Genomic DNA, 23691 nt, shown 5'->3' with positions numbered 1-23691 from the left:
TCAATCATCGACATGAAAACATCTATCTGGCCTTGCTAAAATTACTGCGTGAACAGCCGCTTTGATCGCGTTTGCTTCCTAAGACCCTAAATAAATTTGAGTATTAATCTTGCATTTCCATGTCAGGGTCTTTGCCCTGCTGGGATTGTATCAGTTGAGTTGCATTTAGATTATCCCCTTGTTCAACAATACCTCGTGCCCTTCTCTCGCAGGCGGGCATACGGGAGAAGGGCAGAGCAGGTACTCCCCTCTCCCATTAATGGGAGAGGGTCTGGGGATGCGCTTACAGATTCACCCGCGCTTTTGCCCGTGCCGCCGCAGCGCCGGTTAAATCGCCGCGTTGTTCGCGCGAACGGGCAATCACATCCCATAAAGCGGCTTGCAGCGGCGGGCGGTCGCCCGCATAGCTCAGTGCGCGTTGCGCGATTTGTTCGGCTTGTTCGGCATCGCCTTGCTCAAGACGAACCTCGGCCAAGCGATAGAGTACTTGCGGCTCGCGCGGGGCAATGCGCTGCGCCCGCTCAAGGCTCGCCGCCGCGCCGGAAAGGTTGCCGCTGCCTTGTTGTTCACGGGCGCTGGAAAGTAACGCAAGCACTGGACCTTCGAGTTTTTCATCGGCTGATAATCCGCCGCTCGGGATGCCGCTTGGCGTGGTGCTGATGCTGGGTGGGTTGTTTTGTGGCTCAAATTCCGCAGGGCTTCGGCTAAATCCCGTATCCGCAGGCGGTGCGGGAAAGGTTTCCACCGTTACCGGCGGCTGTGCCGGGCGGTTTGGCAGGGCAGGTTGTTGCGGCGGCGTGGGAGCGGGGGTGCTGCGCGTCGATGTTTTTGCTCTTGGCAGCGGGCTGCCTGCTTCGATGACCGGCGGTGTGCCTTGGGTCGTTACGCAACCGGCAAGCAGCAGGCTACTCAGTAAAGCGGCCAACAATCCTTGGATTTTCACGTTTTTCCTCACATGACTCATTCATCTTTAATCAATTTAGCCAGCCGCGCACCCAATCCATCAGCGAAGGGTCAACGCCGTTTTCTGCGCAGGGACGGCCTGGGGCGGGTTCTGTGCCGCGAATATAGGGTATCTGTGCGGCGTTCGGGCAGCCTTGTGCCGAGCCTTGGCCGTTTTCAAGATCGACCCAAGCGGTGACGACGTTGGCGGGCTGCGGTGTGTCGAGCGATAAGGGCTTGGCACGGTACATAAACTCCGTCCATACCTGCAATGCGCCGGTTGCGCCGGTGAGCGGTGTTGCGCCGTTGTCGTCGCGTCCCAACCAGACTACGGCGAGCAGGTCGCGGCCGAAACCGGCAAACCAACTGTCGCGCGAGTCGTTACTGGTGCCGGTTTTGCCAGCCAGTAGCCAATCTTTCGGCAGGCGGTTATAGGCGCTGCGTCCGGTGCCGCTGCTCATCACCTGTTGCAGTGCGTTTTGCAGCAGGTAGATGGCGCCGCTATCAATACTTTGTCGCACTTGAAAGGGATAACCCTTAAGCGGCTCGCCATTGGCAGTTAATACGCTGCGGATACTGCGCAGCGGGGTATTAAAGCCGCCACCGGCGATGGTCTGATACAGGGTGGCGACTTGCATCGGACTCAGCGCACCGGCGCCCAGCAGCGTCGCGGGATAGGACGGCCAGTCGGTTTTAACGCCCAGGCGTTCGACGGTATCCAGCACGCTGGGCACGCCCAGTTCCATCCCCAAGCGGGCGGTTGCGAGGTTGTAGGAATGGCTCAGTGCGCGGTACAGCGGTACTGTGCCGTGCGCTTGTCGGTCAAAGTTTCTCGGCTCCCAGACCCCACCGTTCTTGCTGCGGATGGAAATCGGCTCGTCTTCGAGCCAACTGGTCAGGCTGTATTGGCTGGGGCGTTCGAGTGCGGTTAGGTAAACCACCGGCTTGATCAGCGAGCCGACTTGCCTTTTGGCATCGAGCGCGCGGTTAAAACCGGCAAAGCGCGGCTTGCGTCCACCCAGCATGGCGGCAATTTCGCCGGTTTCTGGACCCACTACCAGCATGGCGGCTTCTACTCGCTCAATGCCGCGCCGTCCGTTCCAGCTTTTAAAGGTTTGCGCCATGGCCGCTTCGGCCTTGTTTTGCAAGATGGGGTCAAGACTGGTAAAGATGCGCAGTCCCTCGCCGGTCAGGTCTTCTTCGCGGTAATCCTGCCGTAGCTGGCGTTTGACCAAATCCAAAAAGGCCGGCCAGTTGCTCTGTACTGTGTCGCCTTGTCGCTCGCTTAAACCGAGCGGCTGGCTCTTGGCGTCCCGGGCTTGCTGCGCGGAAATAATGCCTTGTTCGGCCATTAAATCGAGCACCAGATTACGCCTTGCCAGCGCATTTTCGGGCTTGCGTCTTGGGTTGTAGTCGCCAGGGCCCTTGACCATGCCCACCAGCAGCGCGACCTGATGCAGTTTGAGTTCGGCTAAAGGCTGCGCAAAAAAATACTGGCTGGCCAGACCAAAGCCGTGTATTGCGCGACGGCCATCTTGGGCGAGGAATACCTCGTTTAAATAGGCTTCAAGAATATCGTCTTTGCCGTAGTGGTATTCGAGCAGAAAGGCCATCAGCATTTCGGTGGCTTTGCGGCGAACGCTGCGCTCGTTGGTCAAATAAAAGTTCTTGACCAACTGCTGCGTTAAGGTACTGCCGCCCTGGCGCATGCGCCCGCTTTTGAGGTTGGTCCACATGGCGCGGGCAAAGCCGCGCAGCGATACGCCCCGGTGCGAATAGAAATTGCGGTCTTCCACCGCCACCAGTGCCTTAACCAGATAGGGCGGCGCATCTTGCAGGCGAATCAGAATGCGGTCTTCGTTGTGCGCCGGATAAATCCCGCCAATCAACAACGGCTCAAGACGCGCAACCGGTAGTGTGTTGCCATCTTGCCCATACAATTCGGTCAACCTGTCGCCATTAAAACGCGCCCGCATCCACTGCGCCGGTTCCGCGCCTTCATAGAATTGAAAGCCGCGACTGTGCAGTTCCACCGTCTCTTTGCCGCTGCTGTGTAGCGTGCCCGGTGTGTTGGCTGCGGCGGCGTTGCGATAGCCGAGCGCGGCAAGCTCGCTTAAAAAGTCATTGCGCGAGAGTTTTTGCCCGACATAAAGCTCCAGCGGTCTGGCATAAACCTTGGCCGGAATGGTCCAGCGCTTGCCGGAGAATTTCTCCTGCACAATGGCATCCAAATAAACCGTGTAGCCGCCAATCAGCACCAGCACGACCAAGCCCAGTTTGAGCATCCAGCCAAAAGCAAAACGCCACCAGCGGTTTTTACGCTGTGCGCGGGCTTTGCGCGACTTGCGTGGTTGCGGGGATTTGGCCGATTTACGGGCCGGTTTGCGGGGAGTGTTTCGTGCACCTTTCATGGCGGGCGATTATACGCACTTTGCCTGTTTGAATTTGCCCGCCATAATGCGCGTTTTTTTAGCCTGTCACAGGAAGTTGCCGTGAGCTGTACGCTGATTGCTGCGCTGCAAAACCCCGCCGTATTCCCCCATCCGGTGACTGAATTTAAGCTGATTGAGACCCATATCTCTTGGATACTGCTGACGGGCGAGTTTGCCTACAAGATTAAAAAGAAGGTGGATTTTGGCTTTTTGAATTTCACAACCCTTGAGGCGCGCAAGCATTTCTGCGAGCAAGAACTGCGCCTCAATCAACGCTTGGCGGCAGATTTATATCTTGAGGTACTGCCGATTACCGGCAGTGAAAACGCACCCAAACTGGGCGGCAGCGGGCAGGCGATAGAGTACGGCATCAAAATGCGCCAGTTTCCGCAGCAAAGTTTGCTGGATGCGGTGCAGGCGCGTGGCGAGCTTACCCTGGCACATATTGACGATTTAGCCGGCCAAATTGCCGGTTTTCACTACAAAACCCCGCAAGTTTCTGCCAGTCATCCGCTCTGCTCGGTGCCGGCCATCTCGGCCCCGATGCGGCAAAACTTTGCGCAAATCGAGCCGTTGTTAAGCGATCAAGCCGATAAAACCCAGCTCGCCGCGCTAAAAGCTTGGCTTGAAGCGAGCATTAGCCGACTCACCCCGCACCTTGCCGAGCGCGGCGCAAACGGCAAGGTGCGCGAATGCCACGGCGACTTGCACCTGGGCAATGCGATTTTGCGTGAAAACGGACAGGTCGCCCTGTTTGACTGTATTGAATTTAATGAAGAATTTCGCCTGATTGACCAGGCGCTGGATGCGGCCTTTTTGGCGATGGACTTAGAGACGCGCGGCCTTCAGGTGCTGTCACACCGTTTTACCAATGCTTGGCTTGAGCACACTGGCGACTGGCAGGCGCTGCCATTATGGCCTCTGTACAAAGCGCACCGCGCCTTGGTGCGCGCCAAAGTCGGCCTGTTTTGCTTAAGTCAAGCGCAAGACGCGGCGCAGCGCGAGGCGATACTTGCCGAGTACCGCGCCTATATCGCGCTGGCGGAAAGCTACAGCGTTATCCCTGGGCGCTTTTTAGTCATACTGCACGGGCTGTCCGGCAGCGGCAAAAGCCATCTGGCAAGGCGGCTTGCCGATGAAAGCGGGGCGCTTTGTCTGCGTTCCGATGTTGAGCGCAAACGGCTGCTTGGCAACGCCCAAGACCGTTACAGCGAGCAGGCCCATACAAAAACCTATGCGCATTTGCACCAATTGGCTGAAGCTGCGCTGCATGCTGGTTACCCGGTGATTATCGATGCCGCTTACTTAAAGCGCAGCGAGCGCGCGGCAGCGCGGCAGATTGCCGAAAATGCCGCCGTGCCTTGGCGGATTTTGGCCTGCGAAGCGCCTTTATCTTTAATTGAACAGCGCATTAGTCAACGCCAGCAAACAGGCGTTGACCCGTCCGAGGCGAATTGGCAGGTCGTCTGTGCACAACAGGCCCTTATTGAGCCGCTTGCGGGCGATGAAATAGCGCTGCGCTTAGATACCCGCCAAAGTACCGGGCAGTTGCTTGATTTTTTGCGCAGGTCGCTTAATTTTTAAGCGACACAAGCGGCGACAAAGACAAAACGTACGGCGCTTGCCCCACTTTTATAATGCGCCCCTCCATCATTACGGCTGTTTAAATAACGCATGGATTTCAACCCGATTGACCTGCTGCTGCACCTTGACCTTTACCTCAATCTATTGGTAGAAAACTACGGTCTGTGGATTTACGCCATTTTGTTTTTAGTGGTTTATTGCGAAACCGGATTGGTCGTCACCCCGTTTTTGCCCGGCGATTCCTTATTGTTTTTGGCTGGGGCGCTGTGCAGCAGTGGGCATATGGACCCTTGGCTGCTGGCTATTTTGTTGATCACAGCGGCGATTTTGGGGGATAGCACCAATTATTGGATTGGTCGCACCAGCGGCGAGCGATTGTTTCGCAATCCCAACTCGAAAGTCTTCCGCCGTGATTATTTGGAGCGCACCCAAGCCTTTTATCAGCGCCACGGCGGCAAAACCATTACCTTGGCGCGTTTTTTGCCGATAGTGCGCACCTTTGCGCCCTTTGTCGCCGGAATCAGCCATATGGCCTACGGACGTTTTGTGCTGTTTAGTGTGCTCGGCAGCTTCGCTTGGGTCGGCTCGTTGGTGCCTTTGGGCTATTTCTTTGGCAACGTGCCTTTTATCAAAGACCATCTGTCGTTTTTGGTGCTCGGCATTGTGCTGTTTTCTTTTTTACCGATGATAATTGGTGCACTGCATCACCGCTTAAAACCCAACAAAGCATGAATACTTCTCCCAAACAAGCGGCCGCACAGGCCGCGCTTGAACTTATCCTGCCGCAACTTAAGCGTGAAATGGTGCTGGGCATTGGTACGGGTTCGACGGCTAATTGCTTTATCGACCTGCTTGCTGCGCACAAACAGGCTTTTGCTGGAGCAGTCGCAAGTTCCGAGCAAAGCGCCGCGCGTTTGGCCGCACAGGGCATTGCGCTGTACGACTTAAACGATTTAGCGCAACTGGATTTTTATATCGACGGTGCGGACGAGGCTGACCCTAACCTTTGTCTGATTAAAGGTGGCGGCGGCGCATTAACGCGCGAAAAAATCGTCGCCGCGACCGCCAAAACCTTTGTCTGCATTGCCGAAGCACACAAGCGCGTGGAGGTTTTAGGAGCCTTCCCTCTGCCGGTCGAGGTTATCCCGATGGCCTGTGCTTATGTGATGCGCGAATTAACCCAACTGGGCGCAAAGCCGCTTAAGCGTGCTGATGTAGTCACCGATAACGGCAACTGGATTATCGATGCCGCAGGTCTTGCCATTACCCAACCACTGGCGCTGGAAGCACAAGTCAACGCCATTACCGGTGTGGTCGAAAGCGGCCTGTTCGCCTCGCGTAGGGCGGATATTTTGCTGCTGGCGAGCCACACAGGCGTCGTGCACTTGGAATGCCCGTCTAAGGGCTAAGCGCTTTCAAGCCAATTGCGCCCACTGTACTAACAAGCTTTCCAATAACAGGGTGCGGTTAAGTGGCGATTGGGCGAGAACGGCGCGGCGTTTGTCCAGCAGCCAGTCATAAAAAGCGAGCAGTTTTTCTGGCTTGGCGCGGCTTGCCAGCCAAATCAGTACGGGCTGCATATCGGCAGTGGTGCAGCTGTCGTCGCCAAGCTGCTGTCGCAAGGTTTGCTGCGCCCATTCGCAGAACCAATCCAGCAGTAACAGCAGCGGTATGGCGTTCCAGCTTTCGGCCAATGAGCCTGCGGATTGTTCGCGTTTAAACAGTTGTTTGCAGCCTGTGACCACTTTTTGCCGCTGCGCGCGGACGTCTTGTTCATGCAAGCGGCGGGCGGCGAGCGGGGAACCGGCGGCGAGTTGCAAGAGTTCGCGGCAATCGGTTTGCGTCAGTTGCGGCAGGCTTTGCATCAGCCAGGTCAAGGCGCTTTGCGCGTTTGGCTGTGGGCAGGGTAGCTGTACGCAGCGGCTTTTCAAGGTGGGCAGTAATTGGCTGGGTTGATGGCTAATCAGCAGCAAAATCGTGCCTTCGGAAGGTTCTTCCAGCGTTTTTAGCAGGGCATTGGCGGCGCTTGGGTTCATCGCTTCCGCCGGTTCCAGCAGGATCAGCTTACGCGCGCCCATTTGCGCGGTATGCCCGGCAAAGGCGACCAGTTCGCGTACTTGGTCGATTTTGATGGCTTTGCCGCTTTCCTCAGGCTCCAGTACAAACACATCGGGATGAGTGCCTGCGGCCAGCAGGTTTTTGGATTTTTGCACGGCGCTTGCCGCTTGTCCCTGCGTCAACCAATGGGCAAGCAGTGCATCGGCCAGCGCCCGTTTGCCGATACCCGCTGCACCGTGCAGTAAAAAGGCGTGAGCCAGTTGCTGGCGGCGGGTCAGTTGCTGCCAGAGTGATTGCTGCCAAGGGTAGATTTCAGTCATTCCCTCTCCCCCGCAAGCGGGCAGAGGAGCGGTTGTGATAGAGCTGCAGCAGGGAGGGCAGCAGCTCTGCCAGTTGCTGCTGCACTTGATCGAGTGGCTGCGCGGCGTTAATCAGACGGTAGCGTGCGGGCTGCAAGCGGGCGCGGTTTAGGTAAGTTTGCCGGACGGCTTCAAAAAAGGCTGCGCCTTCGCGTTCAAAACGGTCGGTGCTACCACGCAGCAAGGCGCGGTCGCGGCCGACGGCAACCGGCAGGTCGAAAACAAGGCACAAGTCTGGGCGCAAATGGCCTTGCACCTGTTGCTCCAAGGCGGCAATGGATGTGATCGGCAGGCCGCGTCCGCCGCCTTGGTAGGCGTAGGTCGCATCGGTAAAGCGGTCGCACAAAACCAGCGCACCGCGTGCCAGCGCCGGACGGATGACTTCGGCCAGATGCTGCGCCCGTGCGGCAAATATCAGCAGCAGTTCGGCCTGTGCGGTTAGCGCGGGTGCGCCTGGTTCAAGCAGCAGGGCGCGGATACGCTCGCCCAACCGGGTGCCGCCCGGCTCGCGGGTTTGCACCAGGTCTACGTCCATTTCGCGCAGGCGCGCCGCCAGCCAGTCGCTGTTGGTGCTTTTGCCCGCGCCTTCCGATCCTTCAAGGGTGATAAACAAGCCGCTGGTGGGAGAGGCGCTGGGAGGGGGCGAGGGCATCATGGTGTTTGCTGCTTTGGGGCAGGCGTGGAACGGTAATCGGCGCGGCGGCTGAGTTGGAACTCGCGTACTGCGCGGTTGTGTGCGTCCAGCGTGTCGGAAAACCTATGGCTGCCGTCACCCTTGGCGACAAAAAACAGGCTGTTGCCCTCTTTGGGGTGCAGCGCGGCGTGGATGGCCGCGCGGCTTGCCAGTGCAATGGGGGTGGGCGGCAGGCCATCGATTTGGTAGGTGTTGTAGGGCGTTGGCTCGCGCAGATGGGCGCGGGTTAGTTTGCCGTTGTAGCGTTCGCCCATGCCGTAGATCACCGTGGGGTCGGTTTGCAGGCGCATGCCGCGGGCAAGGCGGCGGACGAATACCCCGGATATTTCTTCGCGCTCGTGGGCAACGCCGGTTTCCTTCTCAATCAGGGAGGCCATAATCAGCGCCTGATAAGGCTCGCTATAGGGCAGGTTGTCCGCGCGTTTTGCCCATTCTTCGGCCAGTACGTTATCGAGCTGCTTGGCGGCGCGTTTGAGTAGCTCGGCATCGCTGGTGCCGCGCGGGTAGCGGTAGGTGTCGGGGAAAAAGCGCCCTTCGGGATGTCCGGAAGGCAAGCCAAGATGCTGCATCAGTTGGCTGTCTGGTACATCGGCGAGGGTTTGCTGTAAGGCGGGTGCTCCCGCGAGTGCGGCGCGTAGCTGGCGGATGTTCCAGCCTTCAATCAGCGTGAAGGCGTATTGGAAGATCTTGCCGCGCTGCCATAAATCCAGCACTTCGGACAGCTTGATAGCGGCCGTCAGTTGATATTCGCCGCTCTGTAAGGACCGCCCCGAGTAGTTAAGCCGCCAAGCGACACGAGCCCAGAAGGCACTTTTGATCAAGCCGTTTTGCTCAAGTTGGCGCAGCATACTGTCTGGACTGGTGCCGCGCGGCACTTCCATCAGCAGCGGTTTGGCCAGTTTTAGCGGTTGTTGCAAGGCTAAATGTTGTTGCTGCCAGATAAAGGCGAGCAACGCGCCCACCAGCAGCAGGATCAATAAAGCAAACAGGGTCAATTTGCGCAGCACGGCTTTTAGCCTTCCGTGGAATTAAGCAGGTCTTGTAGTGTACGAGTGACAGCGCCAATCGGCCAGCTTTTTGCCCTGAGCGCGATCACCGGCCAGATGCCGTACAGCGAGTTGCAAATAAAGACTTCATCGGCGGCGAGCAGTTCGCGGTAGCTAATATCACGGATGCCAAGGGGGATATTGGCGTTGCCTGCCAGTTCCAGCAGTAACGCGCGCATAACCCCGGCGACGCCGCAGCGCGATAAATCGGCGGTCAATAAATGGCCGTCTTTAACCACAAAAAGATTGCTAAAGACCCCTTCAATCACCCGTCCGCTGTAATCACAGAGCAGCCCTTCGGCGTATTCAGTGCTTTGCCATTCGCCTCGCGCCAGCACTTGTTCGAGGCGATTGAGATGTTTTAGCCCGGCCAGCAACGGCTGGCAGGCCAGGCGTGTTTGGCAGGGAAACAGGCGAACGCCCGCTTGTGCATTTTGCGGCGGGTAAGCGGGCATCGCGCTACCCATCAGGATACGGCGGGCGGGCGTGGCGTTGGATGGCGCATAGCCGCGCTGCCCGTCACCACGGGTGATGATCAGTTTGGCAACGCCGTCACCCAAGTTCTCGCAAAAGCCTGCCAGCTCTTGGCGTAGCAGGGCGATATTTAAGTTGAGGGAAAGCCGCTTGCAGCCTTCTTGCAATCGCGCCAGATGACGGGCTAGCAGGCTCGGCTTGCCGTTTTTGACCTTGATCGTTTCAAACAGGCCATCGCCGTAAGCAAGGCCACGGTTGGCAAGCGGTACAGTGGACGCGGGCAGCCCATCGAGCCAGGCATCAGCCACTGAACCTGCCAAAAATCAGCGAGGCATTGGTGCCGCCAAAGCCAAAGGAGTTGGACAGTACTCGCTCAATTTTGCAGTCACGCGCGGTATGCGGAACAAAGTCCAAATCGCAGCCTTCATCCGGCTCATCGAGATTGATGGTCGGTGGGGCGATTTGGTCACGCAGTGCGAGGATGCTGAAAATCGCTTCTATCGCACCGGCAGCACCGAGTAGATGGCCGGTCATCGATTTGGTGGAACTCACCAAAAGCCGCCCGGCATGTGCGCCAAAGACGCGCTTGATGGCGCTGGCTTCGGCGAGGTCTCCGGCGAGAGTGGAAGTACCGTGCGCGTTGATATAGTCGATGTCTTCGGGATTTAAACCGGCATCACGCAGCGCCAAGTGCATGCAGCGCGCCGCGCCTTCACCTGCTGGCGGCGGCGAGGTCATATGAAAAGCATCGCTGCCCATGCCAAAGCCCAAAAGTTCGGCGTAAATGGTCGCGCCGCGTGCTTTGGCTTGTTCCAACTCTTCGAGCACCAGTGCGCCTGCGCCGTCGGACAGCACAAAGCCGTCGCGGTTTTTGTCCCAAGGGCGGCTGGCGCCGATTGGGTCGTCATTGCGCGTGGACAGCGCCCGCGCGGCGGAAAATCCGCCCACGCCCAAGGCGCAAATTGCCTGTTCCGCGCCGCCTGCCAGCATGATGTCGGCGTCGCCATAACGGATGGCGCGAGCCGCCATGCCGATGCTGTGGGTGGCCGATGAGCAGGCGGTGGTAATGGCGTAGTTTGGCCCTTCAATGCCCAGTTGGATGGACACAAAGCCAGAAATCATATTGATAATGGAACCGGGCACAAAAAACGGGGAAATCCGTCTTGGCCCTTTGTTAAACAGCGTGTGGCAGGTTGCCTCGATATTGCTTAAGCCGCCAATACCAGAGCCCATTACCACGCCGAAGCGTTCGCGGTTTTCGTCCGTGACTTGCAAAGCGCTATCAGCAATGGCCTGCATGCTGGCAGCAAAACCGTATTGGATAAACGGGTCGAGCTTACGCGCCTCTTTGGCTTCGGGCAGGTAAGTCTCAATGGGGAAATCCTTGACCTGACCGCCAAAGCGGGTGCTGTGCGTTGCAAGGTCAAGCCCTTCAATCGGCGCAATACCGCTTTTGCCTGCGGTAATGCCTTGCCAACTACCTGCCACATCGGCGGAAAGCGGCGAAACCATGCCAAGGCCAGTGACTGCCACTCGTCTCACAGTATTCCCCCTTATCCGTCAACTGCCGCACTTCTTGGCAGGCATGTGCTTGAACCACCTTCAATGAAAAACCGCACGCCAAATGACAGGCCATGCGGTTTGGCTTGTTCGCCTTAACACAGGGGTGCAGCTAGCAGAAAGTAACCACAACCACTGCAAAAGGTTTACAGATGGGCATTGATATAATCAATGGCTTGCTGCACGGTGGTGATTTTTTCGGCTTGTTCGTCGGGAATTTCCGTCTCGAACTCTTCTTCCAGAGCCATAACCAGCTCAACGGTGTCAAGCGAGTCAGCGCCCAAGTCCTGGATAAAGGAAGCACCGTTGGTGACCTCCGACTCTTTTACGCCAAGCTGCTGCGCGACGATTTTCTTGACACGCTCTTCGATGCTCATACCTTGTTTTCACTCCTGATGGATGGTGCAAACCGGTGGGTTTAAACCGGTTCGCCAGTTTATAGAAGGACGCTTTAGCTTTTCAAGCCAATTCACATATATAACCCACCGTTGACCGGCAGGGTTGCGCCGCTGATATAGGCGGCATCTTCTGAGGCGAGGAAGGCCACCGCTTTGGCGATTTCTTCCGGTTGCCCCAAACGAGCCAACGGGATTTGTGCGGTCAGTGCCTCGCGCTGCGCCTCTGGCAATTCGCGCGTCATGTCGGTATCGATAAAACCGGGGGCGACGGTGTTGACGGTAATCGCTCGCGAGCCAACCTCCCTTGCCAGCGCACGCGAGAAGCCTTCAAGACCGGCTTTGGCGGCGGCGTAGTTGGTTTGTCCGCCATTGCCCATTTGCCCGACCACTGAGCCGATATTGATAATGCGGCCAAAACGCGCTTTGGTCATGCCGCGCAGCACGGCTTTGGACAGGCGATAAAGGCCGTTTAGATTGGTATTGATCACCTCAAACCATTCATCGTCCTTCATACGCATCAGTAGGTTGTCGCGGGTGATGCCGGCGTTGTTGACCAAAATCAATGGCGCGGCGAAGGTTTTTTGCACGGCTTCCAATGCGCTGGCAACGGATTCGTCATTGCCGACATCAAGCGCCAAGCCTTTGCCGTTAATGCCGTTTTCTTTAAAAAAAGCATCAATCTTGGCCGCGCCACTTTCAGTGGTCGCCGTGCCAATCACGATATAGCCACGACGACCCAACTCCAGCGCAATGGCCTGACCAATGCCGCGGCTCGCACCGGTGACCAGGGCGACTTTATCTTGCAAACTCATGTTGGATTCCTCAAATAGGCTTAAGCCAATGCGCTTAGGGCACTGGCGAAGGCTTCTGGCGTATCGGTAGAAAAAATCTGTGCTTCTTTAATGCAGCGCTTGCCAAGGCCGCTGAGCACTTTGCCAGGGCCGCATTCGACAAGCGTACTGATGCCGTTTTCGGCGAGATAGTGCATGGATGCCGTCCAGCGTACCGGGCTGTAAAGCTGCGCCAGCAGATCTTGCTTCAAACTGTCCAAATCAGCGGCAAGCCTGGCGCTGACATTTTGCACCAAGGGGATTTGCGGCGTTTGCCAGTCAATGGCGGCAACGGCCTCGGCAAAGCGCTGCGCGGCCGGGCGCATTAACGCACAGTGCGAAGGCACGCTAACCGGCAAGGGCAGGGCGCGTTTGGCACCACGCGCTTTGCAGCTTTCCTGCGCACGAGTGACCGCGCTTGCGGCTCCGGCAATCACCACTTGGCCGGGCGCGTTAAAGTTGACCGCACTGATCACCTCGCCTTGCGCGGCTTCCTCACAGGCGGCAATCACGGCATCGTCATCAAGGCCGATAATGGCCGCCATTGCGCCAGTGCCGACGGGCACGGCTTGCTGCATCAATTGCCCTCGCGTTTCGACCAGCTTGACCGCTTCTTTTAAAGAAAGGCTGCCAGAGGCGACCAACGCCGAATATTCGCCCAAGCTGTGACCGGCGACAAAAGCCGGTTTCACGCCACCTTCTGCCAGCCACAAGCGCCACAGGGCGATGGAGGCGGTGAGGATGGCCGGTTGCGTTTTATCGGTTTCATCGAGCTGTTCGGCTGGACCCTTTTGGCACAGCGCCCACAGGTCGTAACCGAGCGCTTCGCTCGCCTCGGCAAAAGTCTGCAAAACTTGCGGCCGCGCCGCGCCGTGCTCTTTGAGCATGCCGAGTGACTGCGAGCCTTGGCCGGGAAATACAAAGGCAAAAATCTGTGACATGGGGTTATTCCTTAAATGGGACGGTCTGGATACAGACGCGCAAGGCGGCTTTGCAGGTGCTGCACCAGGTTGCAGGCAAGTTCCTGCTGTGCGTGCAATATGGCGTTTTTAAAGCCTTCAGTATCCGCGCCGCCGTGGCTTTTTACCACAACTTGGCGTAGCCCCAAGAAACTTGCGCCATTGTGCTGCGCGGGATTAAGTTCTTTTTTCAGCCGCCTGAGTAGCGGTAGCGCCAAAGCACCAATAAGGCGGCTAAACCCTGTGCGGGCAAATTCGCGGCGCAGGCGAAGGTTAAGCATTTGCGCCAAGCCCTCGCTGGATTTAAGCAAGAGATTGCCGACAAAACCGTCGCAGACCGCAACATCCGCCTTTCCGGCAAACAGGTCGTGCCCTTCGATATAGCCGATATAGTGGAGCTTTCCTTGTTTTTTGGCCTCGCGCAGTAAGGCATCGGCCTGCTTGACCTGCTGATTGCCCTTAATCGCCTCGCTGCCGACATTAAGCAGCGCGACTTTTGGCTGCACCGCACCACGCGCTTCGGCGGCCAGTGCGCCGAGCAGGGCAAATTGGCAGAGTTGCGCAGCAGGGCAATCGAGGTTCGCCCCCAAATCCAGCAGCAAGCATGCGCCTTGGGCAGTGGGAATGGCTCTAACCATCGGCGGACGTGCAATGCCCGGTAAGGTTTTCAGCAGATGACGTGATAATGCCAGCAGTGCGCCACTGTTGCCCGCGCTGACACAGGCGTGAGCGTTGCCATCACGCACGCACTGCAAAGCGCGGCGCATGGAGGAATCCGGCTTGCCGCGCAGCGCCGCAGCGGGCGCTTCATCCATGCTGATCACTTCGTTTGCGGGTATCACCTGCAAACGATTGCGACGCGCTTTATCCAGATTGGACGGCAAGCAGGCTTCAATGGAAGGCGCTTGGCCGACTAATAAAAGCTCAAGGGCAGGATGTTCATCCAACGCGAGCAAGCTGGCGGGAACGGTGCAAGAAGGGCCAAAATCGCCCCCCATTGCATCAATAGCAACGACCAGTGCGGTCAAGGTTACTCGTCGGTATCGTTATTGCCGGTGATTTTGCGACCGCGCCAAATGCCTTCCGGCGTGACGTGGTGACGCAAATGCACTTCACCGGTGGTTTTTTCTACCGATAAAGTCGGTGCCGACAAGGCATCGTGCGAGCGGCGCATATCCCGCGCCGAGCGGGATTTTTTGTTCTGCTGAACAGCCATTTGGGTAAACTCCTTTGAAGTGTTTGCGTCAATTAGTAATGTCAGTTTCGGCGGAATTGTCCTGCCGCAACTGCGCCAATACGGAAAATGGATTGGGCTTGCTTTCTCTTGCCGCCTCTTGACTGTTCCACGCCGGTATCTGGCAGTGGTGGGTCTTGTGCGCAGGGACTAACGGCAGTGCCAGCAGCAGCTCATCCTCAATCAGTTCAGCCAACGCCAGCGACTCGCCAAGCTCCAGCAATTCATGCTGCGCGGATACGCCCGAACGGTCGGCCCCTGCTGGCAACAGCGCATAACTGCACTGGCTTTGCAGGTCGAGTGTGACCGGCTCCAAACAGCGCTGGCAGCGCAGTACCGCTTGCGTGCTGAGCAGGCTGCGCAAAATCAGAGTTTTGCCTTCATCACGCGCAAACGACAATTGCATCCGCACCCTGCCTTCTTGTTCAAGCAGCGCAGAAGCAAAACGCGGTAAGTCGGCAAACGCTACGCAGTAATCCAGCACAGCTTGACGCTCGGCCAGTTTGCGCGGGTCAACCTGAGGAGGAAGCGGCCCATTCAACATAGGCGCGGCATTCTAGGGAGAGTGTCTGCGGCTGTCAAAGAAAATCGCCAGGGTCTGTTCCTGCTTCAAACGCGAGCCGCACGATATGCCAAACGCCATCCGCCAGTGGCAGGCAGCAAGCGGGCGGCAGGTGGATTTTTTAACGGGACTTGCGTTGTTGATGCGCAAGCCGTGCCGAATATGCAAAGATGTGAGATCAAATCATGAAAAAACTTCAATAAGGATACAACGTGTCTATCTCGCCCATCTCGTTTTTGAGTCTGGTATTGCTGCTGGCCGGTGGCATCATCCTGTACAGAACCGTGCGCATGGTTCCGCAAGGCTATGAATGGACGGTGGAACGCTTCGGCAAATACACCCACAGCATGTCGCCCGGCCTGCACTTCCTGATACCGGTCATTTACCACGTGAGCCGCAAGGTCAATATGATGGAACAGGTGCTCGATGTACCGAGCCAAGATGTCATCACCAAGGACAACGCGGTAGTGCGCGTGGACGGGGTGGTGTTTTTCCAGGTGCTCGACGCTGCCAAGGCGACCTATGAAGTCTCCAACCTCGAAATTGCCATGACCGCGTTGGTGCAGACCAACATCCGTACCGTAATCGGTTCGATGGACCTTGACGAATCACTCAGCCAGCGCGAGACCATCAATGCGCAACTGCTCAACGTCGTCGATATCGCGACCAATCCCTGGGGCATCAAGGTCACCCGGATTGAAATCCGCGACATTTCACCGCCGCAGGATCTGGTCAATGCAATGGCGCGGCAGATGAAGGCCGAGCGCGAAAAGCGCGCGCAGATTCTGGAAGCCGAAGGCTCGCGCGAATCGGAAATCCTCCGCGCCCAGGGCGAAAAACAGGCCGCCGTGCTGGAAGCCGAAGGCCGCAAGGAGGCCGCCTTCCGCGACGCCGAAGCGCGCGAGCGGCTGGCTCAGGCCGAGGCCAACGCCACGCAGATGGTGTCCGAAGCCATCTCCCAGGGCAACGTGCAGGCGATCAATTACTTTATCGCGCAGAAATACGTCGAAGCGTTCAGTGATCTGGCCAAGGCACCGAATCAAAAATTCGTGCTGATGCCGATGGAAAGCAGCGGCCTCATCGGTTCCATCGCCGGGATCGGGGAGCTGGCCAAAACCGCGCTGTCCGGCAAACCGTCATAACGCCGCCGAGGGAGTTGCTTAATGCTCTTCGAGACCGATTCACTGCGCATGGACGTCACCATCTGGGCCGCCGCCGCGCTGTTGTTGATGGCGGCTGAGACCATCATCCCGGGTGCCTTCCTGTTGTGGATGGGGATTGCGGCGGGCGTGGTGTTCGTCATCGTGCTGCTGATACCGGGGATCCCGGTGCTGGCTCAGGTCGCCGCGTTTGTGGTGCTCTCGTTTATCACCATCCTGCTCTACCGCAAGTTCATCCGTGGCCGCGAGCGCAAGAGCGATCATCCGACCCTCAACCGCCGTGCGGCGCAACATGTGGGCAAGATCGTAGCGTTGGAGCAAGCCATCATCGGCGGGCGCGGGCGGGTGAAAATCGGCGATGCGTTCTGGGTAGTGCAAGGCCCCGACCTCGCCCTGGGCTCACGGGTGCGCATCACCGGCAGCGATGGCGTCAACCTGAGCGTCGAGGCGGACACACCCTCGGCATAAATCCATGCCACAGACCCCATGCGGGTTTGACGGCTGTCTGTCCTAGACGCAGGCGCAGGGCGAGGCCGACTGGAGCGCGCGCAACCCTTTGATTGTGTGGGCGGTTTTAAATCAGAAGGATTGGGCATCAGATGGTTTCGCAAAACTTGCGGCGAGGCTGCCAGTAGCCTGATGGGTCTACCGCTGATTAGGCTGGTCGATAGGCTGCTGGAAGAAGGCGTGCAACTCCCATAGCTTTTTTACCCCGCGCCCGTATGATGGCGCATTTTTACTGCCCATTCGGGGATACGCCATGCGCTTTCGCAAATCCAGCAAACTTGCCCATGTTTGTTACGACATCCGCGGCCCGGTCTTGGACGAAGCGCGGCGTATGGAAGAAGACGGCCAGCACATTTTAAAGCTGCACATCGGCAATCCCGCGCCCTTTGGTTTCGACGCGCCAGCGGAAATCCTTCACGATGTCATCCACAACCTGCCCAGCGCACAAGGCTACAGCGACTCCAAGGGATTGTTCAGTGCGCGCAAGGCGGTGATGCAGTATTACCAGCAGCGGCAAATCAGCGGCATTGAGCTGGACGACATCTACCTTGGCAACGGCGTGTCTGAACTGATAGTGATGGCGATGCAGGCACTGCTCGACAGTGGCGATGAAGTGCTGATTCCCGCGCCCGACTACCCACTGTGGACGGCCTCAGTCGCGCTCGCGGGCGGCACGCCAGTGCATTACCTTTGTGACGAACAGGCGCTATGGTTTCCCGATTTAGCCGATATTCGCCGCAAAATCACCCCCAATACTCGCGCCTTGGTGCTGATTAACCCCAATAACCCGACCGGTGCGGTCTATTCGCGCGAGCTTTTATTGGACCTGGTACAAATCGCCCGCGAACACGGTTTGATGATTTTGGCCGATGAAATCTACGACCAAATCCTTTACGACGATGCCACGCATATCAGCGTTGCCACTCTCGCAGACGATGTGCTGTTTTTAACCCTGTGTGGACTGTCCAAATCCTGGCGAGTGGCGGGATTTCGCAGCGGCTGGCTGCTGGTGTCCGGTGCCAAGCAACAAGCCAAAAGCTATATCGAGGGCCTTGATATGCTCGCCAATATGCGCCTGTGCCCGAATGTGCCGAGCCAATATGCTATTCAAACCGCGCTCGGTGGTCATCAGAGCATTAAAGAGTTAATACTGCCGCAAGGCCGCTTAGGGTTACAGCGTAATCGCGCTTATGAATTGCTATCGGCCACCCCCGGCATTAGCTGCGTTAAACCGATGGGCGCTTTATACGCCTTCCCGAAAATCGACCCCAAACATGGCTCGATTGTTAATGATGAACAATTCGTACTGGATTTATTGCGCAGTGAAAAACTGCTTGTGGTACAAGGCAGCGCCTTTAATTGGCCGGAGCCAGACCATTTTAGACTGGTCACATTGCCGCATATTGATGACCTGGAACAGGCAATAGAACGCATGGGGCGTTTTATTCAAAGTTATCGCCAATAACCCTGCGCTTGCGAAAGAGGGCAGGGAACGGGTAATAATGATTAAGTCAATGGATAGAGGTTGATATGAGTATTAAAGCCGATAGCTGGATTTGCCGCATGGCAAAAGAGCAAGGCATGATTGAACCCTTTGCAGCACAGCAAGTGCGCAGCAATAATGGGCAAAGACTGATTTCTTACGGCGTATCCAGTTACGGTTACGACGTGCGCTGCGCGAATGAGTTTAAAGTTTTTACCAATATTTATTCGGCCATTGTTGACCCCAAAAACTTTGACGAAAAAAGTTTTGTCGATATTAAAAGCGAGGTTTGCATTATTCCGCCCAATTCCTTTGCGCTGGCAAGAACGGTGGAGTATTTTCGCATTCCTCGTGATGTATTAACCATTTGCTTGGGTAAAAGCACCTATGCCCGCTGCGGCATTATCGTCAATGTCACGCCGCTGGAACCGGAGTGGGAAGGTCATGTAACCTTGGAGTTTTCCAATACGACTAATCTGCCCGCCAAAATTTATGCCGGAGAAGGCGTGGCGCAAATGTTGTTTTTACAATCCGATACGCCCTGCGCCGTATCCTACAAAGACCGCGCCGGTAAATACCAAGGACAAACCGGCGTGACTTTGCCCAAGGCTTAAGATCAGACATTGATCTTATAGAAACAGACATTGCCCTTATATTTAATAAAAGACCATGCGTCTAGTCTATAAATGCCAAAACAACGCTACGAGGAATTGATAATGAGCCAACTCACCGTTATCCGCAGTGCAGCCACTGCGATTATGGATAAAGCCGAACCGGTAAAAAATCCATTGGGTGAAACCATAGCGTTAAGCGCACTTGGACAGTTTCAAACGGTAGACAATATCAACGCGCAAATCGGCATTTGGCAGTGCGAACCCGGCAAATTGCGCCGCCAGCCACAACCGCATCGGGAATTTATTCATATCCTAAGCGGCTGGTGCATCTTTACCCCAGAAGGTGAAGAACCGGTAGAACTGCACGCTGGGGATTGCGCGACTTTCCCCGCCAATTGCCAAGGCGTGTGGGAAATTAAAGAAACGCTGCGCAAAGTATTTTGCTTGTTTTGAATCAGCCATTAAGTCGCTCTACCGCATGACGGCGTTTGCGGTAGGCGGCGGGCGTTTCACCGTATTGTTTGCGAAACCAGGCAATAAAGTGCGAGGCATCGGCAAAGCCGCATTCCAGTGCAATGCTGGTGACATGGGCGCTACTGTCGGCCAGTTTTTTGCGTGCCTGTTCCAGCCGTAATTTGCGCCAATAATGCGCAGGTGGCAGATGGGTATTGCTTAAAAAAGCACGGTGCAATTGGCGTGTGCTGGTGCCTGCATACTCGGCAACGGCGGTTAAAGAAGTGGCTGCGCTTAAGTTGTCGCGCATAAAGGCAATGGCTTTACTGACGATTTGATTTTGATAAACATGCGGCGGCGTTTGTGGCGCATGCAAGGGTGGTTTTTCCAATACAGCGCCTTCGAGCAGGTATTTAAGTGCTTTTTGTGCGCGAATTTCCCCGCAGTGTTTGCGGATAATATGGGTTGCCAAATCAATGGCAAGCCCACCCGGACAAGTAATAATCCCGTCATCATCCACAAAGCTGTCTTCGGCAATCGCCGTTACCTTTGGAAAACGCTGCATAAACTCATCACGGATGGTGAAATGAATGGCGGCTTTGCGTCCATCCAATAAACCGGCTTTCGCCAATACAAAAGAAGCTGAACACAGACTGATGATCGGCCTGTTTTGTCCGCGTAACTCTTGTAATAGTTGTAATAAGGCATCCGGCGGATGGCGCGTTTCTTCCAACATACCGCCGGCCAGTGCAATGTAATCGTAAGAAAGCAGATTATTCAGTGCACAGGTCGGCGAGACCGGCAGGCCGCAACTGGCCGCAACCGGCAGATTATCCCAGGTCATAAAATCCCACTGGCAGTAAATTTGCTGGCTGCGAAACGATATATCGGCGGCAAAACGCAGCGACTCCACCAAGCCAGAAACCGGAATCAGGGTAAATTGGTTAAGTAAAATAAAGCCAACCCGCAAATCCGGCTTGCCTGCTGCCGTAGCCTTATCGGGGGTGCCATCGTTGTTGTTCACTGTTTTCAATCTGCCTGAAAAATCAGTCAATTTAAGGATGCTAAAGCATGGCTGTTATGTGCAGCATAAAGCCAAGGTCAAATAATGGTATAAAAATGACAAAAATCCATGCTAGCGACTGGGCTGCTTTTAAAGCGGCCTTCCATAAAACGTCCTGCGTCTTATAGTCTGCTTAATCGGGCTCTACAGACAATAAAGACTGTAAAAAGACCGTAAAAATTAAAAGATGAAAATCCAAGGAGGCAACTATGTACCGTGGTTTCTGGTATGCGCAGGCGCTGGAACGCGACGGCGCATTGGCAGCGCCGTTGCAGGGCCATACCCAGGCGGACATCTGCATTATCGGTGGTGGCTATTTAGGCTTATGGTCGGCCATTCGGCTAAAACAAGCCGATAGCTCGCTTAATATTGCGCTGATAGAAAAAGACCGCTGCGGCAGCGGTGCCAGCGGGCGTAATGGGGGACTTGCGAATAACTGGTGGGCAAAATATCTATCCTTAATGAGTTTATGCGGTGCGGATGAAGCGCGGCGTATTTGTCTGGCGGCTGAATCGGCGGTTGATGAAATCGGCGATTTTTGCCGCAGATATAATATTGATGCCGAATATCGCAAAGACGGCTGGTTATGGATGGCGAGCAATGCCAAGCAAGATAAATCCTGGCAGGTATTAACCGAACAGCTTGATCAATTAAATGCCAATCCCTTTAAGCCGGTATCACCTGAATGGGTGCGCGAAAAATCCGGCAGCAAGCGCGCATTATCCGGCATATTTGATGCCAACGCGGCCACGATACAACCGGCTTTATTAGCGCGAGGTTTGCGCCGTGTGGCTTTAGAGTTGGGTATTACTATTTATGAGAAAACGCCATTAACCCATTTGCAGCGCAGCGCCGAACCCGTTGTACATACGCCAAATGGGCAAATTAAAGCGAAAAAAGTGGTTATTGCGATGAATGCTTGGGGAGCGCAGTTTGCTGAACTTAAGCGCATGATTGTGGTGATGTCCAGTGATATGGTGGCCACCGCTCCAGCCAAACAACGCCTTGATGAGTGCGGATTTAAAGACGGCGTTTGTGTGACCGACTCACGCACGGTACTTAATTATTGGCGCAATACTCCGGATGGGCGGATTGTATTTGGTAAACCTTTGGGGCAATTTGCCTTTGCCTCAAAAATCGGCAATTTATATGAAAAACCCTGCCCGGCCGCTGCTGCTGTAACAAAAGAAATGCGCGGCTTTTACCCACAACTTGCCGATGTGCCCATTATCAGCAGTTGGACCGGTCCGCTCGACCGCGCGATGAAAGGCCTGCCCAATTTTGGCTACTTGGGTGGGCATCAGAATATTGTTTATGGCATTGGCTTTTCCGGTAATGGCGTAGCCACTACGGTATTTGCCAGTCGCATTATTAAGTCCCTAGTCATGCAAAGTAACGATGAGTGGAGTCGTTGCGGCCTGGTTAATCAGAAAATGAAATTACTGCCGCCAGAACCCTTTAGATTTATCGGCGCACGCATGGTGCGTAATGCTTTGCTGCGCAAAGAATCGCTGGAAGATGACAATAAAAATGCCGGTGTATTGACTAATTTTTTAGCGTCATTGGCGCCCGCCGGATATGTACCGAAAAAGGTGGTTAAATGAGCACGCCGCATATTGTTTTATTGGATGCTGAAGGTATTGCGCCTTCGGTTAAACTCAAAAAACTGCCCTTTGCGCATACTTGGCAAAGTTATTCCTTTACTGAGCCGCATCAATTAGTCGAGCGGTTGCAACAGGCTCATGCGGTGATGTCATGCAGCGTGGCATTGCGTGCTGAGCATCTTGAGCAATTGCCGAAACTTAAACTGATTTCACTGGCGCTAACCGGCACCGATATTGTGGATTTAGACTATTGCCGCGAGCACGGCATTATTGTGACCAATGTGCCTGGTTATGCGGCCAATACCGTTACTGAACATGTGCTTGCGGTGATGTTTGAACTGCTGCGCAAACCGATGGCTTATCATCGCTTGATGCAAAAACTGCATCGCGGCGAAATTGCACCTAAAGGTATTTGGCTGGATTACCCGGTGCGCGATGTGGCCGCTAAAACATTGGGAATTATCGGCTACGGGGTTATCGCTCAGTATTTGGCACAGCGCGCGCGTGCCTTAGGGATGCGCGTGGTTTTTTATAATCGGCAAGGACGTTATACGGGCGAGGATTTTATCCCGATGCCGCAGTTATTGACAGAAGCCGATGTGTTATCCATCCATGTACCATTAACCGAACAAACGCGTGGCATGATTGGCGCTGCGGAACTTGCGCAAATGAAAACCGATGCTGTGATTATCAATACCGCCCGTGGTGGCATTGTCGATGAACAGGCTTTAATTAACGCGCTTAGCAATAATCAAATCGGCGGCGCGGCCATTGATGTGTTGGTGGATGAACCGGTACAGGCCGATAACCCGCTATTTAAATTGATTGACCATGATGATTTTATTCTTACCCCGCATGTCGCCTGGAGCAGTGAAGATGCCATGCAAGGACTAATGGACAGTGCGGTGGATAATATCGCGCGTTTTATTGAAAGTAGCGGTTAATTATCACCACTATGGACTGCTTGCATTTTATGCAATGCCCGCGCCAGTTTGTCTGCCGCCTGCTTGCTTGCAGTTTGCGCATAGCCGTTAAGCCAATCGGCTTGGTGTTGTTGCAGTAGCCAGTTCGCATCATCCGCGTAACGCAGCATATGTTTTAGGTTGCGCTGGCGTTTGCCGTCCGTCAGGGCGCGAGCGCTGATAAACATATCGGATAAATCAATCAGGCCAAAGCCATCATCGGGCAGACGCAATACATTGCCCAGATGCAGCGAGCGAAAGTACAGGCCTTTTTCGTGTAAAAGTCCTAAAAAAGCGCCGAATTGCTCGACTTGTTCGGCGCGTTGTATGGCGTTAAGTGCCGCCCAGTGCGCCCGCAGGGTTTGTCCGGGTAGAGGTTGGTAGCGCACTGCGCTTTGCCTTTGCGGGAGCTGCAACAGTTCGGTGACCTTTGGGGCGCCAATGCCAAGGGCGAGCAGGTTTCGCGCGTTGTCTGCAAAGCGCCTTGCAGGCGGTGCCCAGAGCGCGGTGGAAAGCCAGCGCCTGCGGCGAAACAGCTTGAGAAAGTCCCCGCCCTCAAGCTGTGCGACTTTAAGCCCGCTGCCATCGGCCTCAATGGTTTTTGCGCCTTGCAACAGGGTGGCAAGTTCTTGATTGTTTAGGGATTTGATAATCATTTAAGAAGATTGGGTCAGGCCATCGTGCTTTAGTTTTTTACCCTCTCCGCAGACGGG

25 protein-coding genes and 1 pseudogene are annotated in these 23691 nt (G+C 55.6%); 11 read left to right on the top strand and 15 right to left on the bottom strand.

All coding sequences use genetic code 11. The annotated features are described in order from the left end of the window. Nucleotides 1-283: 283 nt before the first annotated feature. Entirely contained in the window at nucleotides 284-964 is a 681-nt protein-coding gene (locus AXE65_RS10475) for a tetratricopeptide repeat protein (protein WP_068391909.1), read from the bottom strand. A gap of 10 nt (nucleotides 965-974) precedes the next feature. After that, nucleotides 975-3353, bottom strand: a complete 2379-nt coding sequence (mrcB, locus tag AXE65_RS10470; RefSeq protein WP_079214138.1) for a penicillin-binding protein 1B — start codon at nucleotides 3351-3353, stop codon at nucleotides 975-977. Between the two features lie 81 nt (nucleotides 3354-3434). On the opposite strand from mrcB, the gene AXE65_RS10465 reads away from it, so the two are divergent. The 3 genes from AXE65_RS10465 (at nucleotide 3435) to rpiA (ending at nucleotide 6367) form a co-directional block, all read left to right on the top strand. Then, complete coding sequence (locus AXE65_RS10465; RefSeq protein WP_068391907.1) at nucleotides 3435-4958, top strand: bifunctional aminoglycoside phosphotransferase/ATP-binding protein; 1524 nt, start codon at nucleotides 3435-3437, stop codon at nucleotides 4956-4958. Between the two features lie 90 nt (nucleotides 4959-5048). After that, on the top strand, nucleotides 5049-5690 hold the full coding sequence (locus AXE65_RS10460; protein ID WP_068391904.1) for a DedA family protein: 642 nt from the start codon (nucleotides 5049-5051) through the stop codon (nucleotides 5688-5690). Beyond that, entirely contained in the window at nucleotides 5687-6367 is a 681-nt protein-coding gene (rpiA, locus tag AXE65_RS10455) for a ribose-5-phosphate isomerase RpiA (protein ID WP_068391901.1), read from the top strand. The genes AXE65_RS10460 and rpiA overlap by 4 nt, the downstream gene beginning before the upstream one ends. A 6-nt stretch (nucleotides 6368-6373) precedes the next feature. Here rpiA and AXE65_RS10450 read toward each other — a convergent pair whose 3' ends face one another. From AXE65_RS10450 to AXE65_RS10400, 11 genes are all read right to left on the bottom strand, one after another. Then, a complete protein-coding gene (locus AXE65_RS10450; protein ID WP_068391898.1) occupies nucleotides 6374-7336 on the bottom strand; it encodes a DNA polymerase III subunit delta' in 963 nt (320 codons plus the stop codon). Beyond that, nucleotides 7329-8027 carry a dTMP kinase gene (gene tmk, locus AXE65_RS10445; RefSeq protein ID WP_068391939.1) on the bottom strand — a complete coding sequence of 233 codons (699 nt, stop codon included), beginning with the start codon at nucleotides 8025-8027 and terminating at the stop codon, nucleotides 7329-7331. Before tmk ends, AXE65_RS10450 begins: the two co-directional genes overlap by 8 nt. Next, on the bottom strand, nucleotides 8027-9076 hold the full coding sequence (gene mltG, locus AXE65_RS10440) for an endolytic transglycosylase MltG (protein WP_068391895.1): 1050 nt from the start codon (nucleotides 9074-9076) through the stop codon (nucleotides 8027-8029). Before mltG ends, tmk begins: the two co-directional genes overlap by 1 nt. 5 nt (nucleotides 9077-9081) lie before the next feature. After that, on the bottom strand, nucleotides 9082-9897 hold the full coding sequence (pabC, locus tag AXE65_RS10435; protein ID WP_068391892.1) for an aminodeoxychorismate lyase: 816 nt from the start codon (nucleotides 9895-9897) through the stop codon (nucleotides 9082-9084). After that, on the bottom strand, nucleotides 9890-11131 hold the full coding sequence (gene fabF, locus AXE65_RS10430) for a beta-ketoacyl-ACP synthase II (RefSeq protein ID WP_439144687.1): 1242 nt from the start codon (nucleotides 11129-11131) through the stop codon (nucleotides 9890-9892). The genes pabC and fabF overlap by 8 nt, the downstream gene beginning before the upstream one ends. Nucleotides 11132-11295: 164 nt before the next feature. After that, nucleotides 11296-11526, bottom strand: a complete 231-nt coding sequence (gene acpP, locus AXE65_RS10425) for an acyl carrier protein (RefSeq protein ID WP_068391886.1) — start codon at nucleotides 11524-11526, stop codon at nucleotides 11296-11298. A gap of 92 nt (nucleotides 11527-11618) precedes the next feature. After that, nucleotides 11619-12359, bottom strand: coding sequence for a 3-oxoacyl-ACP reductase FabG (gene fabG / locus AXE65_RS10420; RefSeq protein ID WP_068391884.1), 741 nt, complete (start codon nucleotides 12357-12359; stop codon nucleotides 11619-11621). 20 nt (nucleotides 12360-12379) lie between these two features. Further along, entirely contained in the window at nucleotides 12380-13318 is a 939-nt protein-coding gene (gene fabD, locus AXE65_RS10415; protein ID WP_068391882.1) for an ACP S-malonyltransferase, read from the bottom strand. A gap of 11 nt (nucleotides 13319-13329) precedes the next feature. Next, nucleotides 13330-14364: a phosphate acyltransferase PlsX gene (gene plsX / locus AXE65_RS10410; RefSeq protein WP_079214137.1), complete on the bottom strand. Its 1035-nt coding sequence runs from the start codon at nucleotides 14362-14364 to the stop codon at nucleotides 13330-13332. A 2-nt stretch (nucleotides 14365-14366) separates the two neighbouring features. After that, complete coding sequence (gene rpmF / locus AXE65_RS10405) at nucleotides 14367-14552, bottom strand: 50S ribosomal protein L32 (protein WP_068391879.1); 186 nt, start codon at nucleotides 14550-14552, stop codon at nucleotides 14367-14369. Nucleotides 14553-14580: 28 nt separating this feature from the next. Beyond that, nucleotides 14581-15114: a YceD family protein gene (locus AXE65_RS10400; protein WP_068391876.1), complete on the bottom strand. Its 534-nt coding sequence runs from the start codon at nucleotides 15112-15114 to the stop codon at nucleotides 14581-14583. 230 nt (nucleotides 15115-15344) lie between these two features. Between AXE65_RS10400 and AXE65_RS10395 the strand changes: the two genes are divergently transcribed. The 6 genes and pseudogenes from AXE65_RS10395 to AXE65_RS10375 all read left to right on the top strand — a co-directional run bounded on the left by AXE65_RS10395 (nucleotide 15345) and on the right by AXE65_RS10375 (nucleotide 19349). Further along, on the top strand, nucleotides 15345-16274 hold the full coding sequence (locus AXE65_RS10395; protein ID WP_239685078.1) for an SPFH domain-containing protein: 930 nt from the start codon (nucleotides 15345-15347) through the stop codon (nucleotides 16272-16274). 21 nt (nucleotides 16275-16295) lie between these two features. After that, the gene (locus AXE65_RS10390; protein ID WP_204376552.1) at nucleotides 16296-16760 is read left to right on the top strand and encodes an NfeD family protein; all 465 of its coding nucleotides are present in this window, start codon (nucleotides 16296-16298) and stop codon (nucleotides 16758-16760) included. Between the two features lie 69 nt (nucleotides 16761-16829). Beyond that, nucleotides 16830-16994: pseudogene (locus tag AXE65_RS13410) on the top strand (Maf family protein); the annotation flags it as partial. Between the two features lie 58 nt (nucleotides 16995-17052). Then, nucleotides 17053-18264, top strand: coding sequence for a pyridoxal phosphate-dependent aminotransferase (locus AXE65_RS10385; protein ID WP_068391873.1), 1212 nt, complete (start codon nucleotides 17053-17055; stop codon nucleotides 18262-18264). 65 nt (nucleotides 18265-18329) lie between these two features. Further along, nucleotides 18330-18896, top strand: coding sequence for a dCTP deaminase (gene dcd, locus AXE65_RS10380; RefSeq protein WP_068391870.1), 567 nt, complete (start codon nucleotides 18330-18332; stop codon nucleotides 18894-18896). A 102-nt stretch (nucleotides 18897-18998) separates the two neighbouring features. Next, entirely contained in the window at nucleotides 18999-19349 is a 351-nt protein-coding gene (locus tag AXE65_RS10375; protein WP_068391867.1) for a cupin domain-containing protein, read from the top strand. A 1-nt stretch (nucleotide 19350) separates the two neighbouring features. Here AXE65_RS10375 and AXE65_RS10370 read toward each other — a convergent pair whose 3' ends face one another. After that, nucleotides 19351-20373: a GlxA family transcriptional regulator gene (locus AXE65_RS10370; RefSeq protein ID WP_239685077.1), complete on the bottom strand. Its 1023-nt coding sequence runs from the start codon at nucleotides 20371-20373 to the stop codon at nucleotides 19351-19353. Nucleotides 20374-20621: 248 nt separating this feature from the next. Between AXE65_RS10370 and AXE65_RS10365 the strand changes: the two genes are divergently transcribed. Beyond that, complete coding sequence (locus AXE65_RS10365) at nucleotides 20622-22016, top strand: NAD(P)/FAD-dependent oxidoreductase (RefSeq protein ID WP_068391862.1); 1395 nt, start codon at nucleotides 20622-20624, stop codon at nucleotides 22014-22016. Continuing rightward, the gene (locus AXE65_RS10360) at nucleotides 22013-22960 is read left to right on the top strand and encodes an NAD(P)-dependent oxidoreductase (protein WP_068391859.1); all 948 of its coding nucleotides are present in this window, start codon (nucleotides 22013-22015) and stop codon (nucleotides 22958-22960) included. Before AXE65_RS10365 ends, AXE65_RS10360 begins: the two co-directional genes overlap by 4 nt. Here AXE65_RS10360 and AXE65_RS10355 read toward each other — a convergent pair. Continuing rightward, complete coding sequence (locus AXE65_RS10355; protein WP_239685076.1) at nucleotides 22957-23634, bottom strand: BUD32 family EKC/KEOPS complex subunit; 678 nt, start codon at nucleotides 23632-23634, stop codon at nucleotides 22957-22959. The two genes, AXE65_RS10360 and AXE65_RS10355, sit on opposite strands and share 4 nt — an antisense overlap. Nucleotides 23635-23691 lie beyond the last annotated feature (57 nt).

Source organism: Ventosimonas gracilis (genome assembly GCF_001580025.1).
In the GTDB taxonomy this organism is placed as follows: Bacteria; Pseudomonadota; Gammaproteobacteria; order Pseudomonadales; family Pseudomonadaceae; genus Ventosimonas; species Ventosimonas gracilis.
The sequence above is the reverse complement of the archived record's forward strand: the minus strand, read 5'-3'. Positions and strand labels throughout refer to the sequence as shown.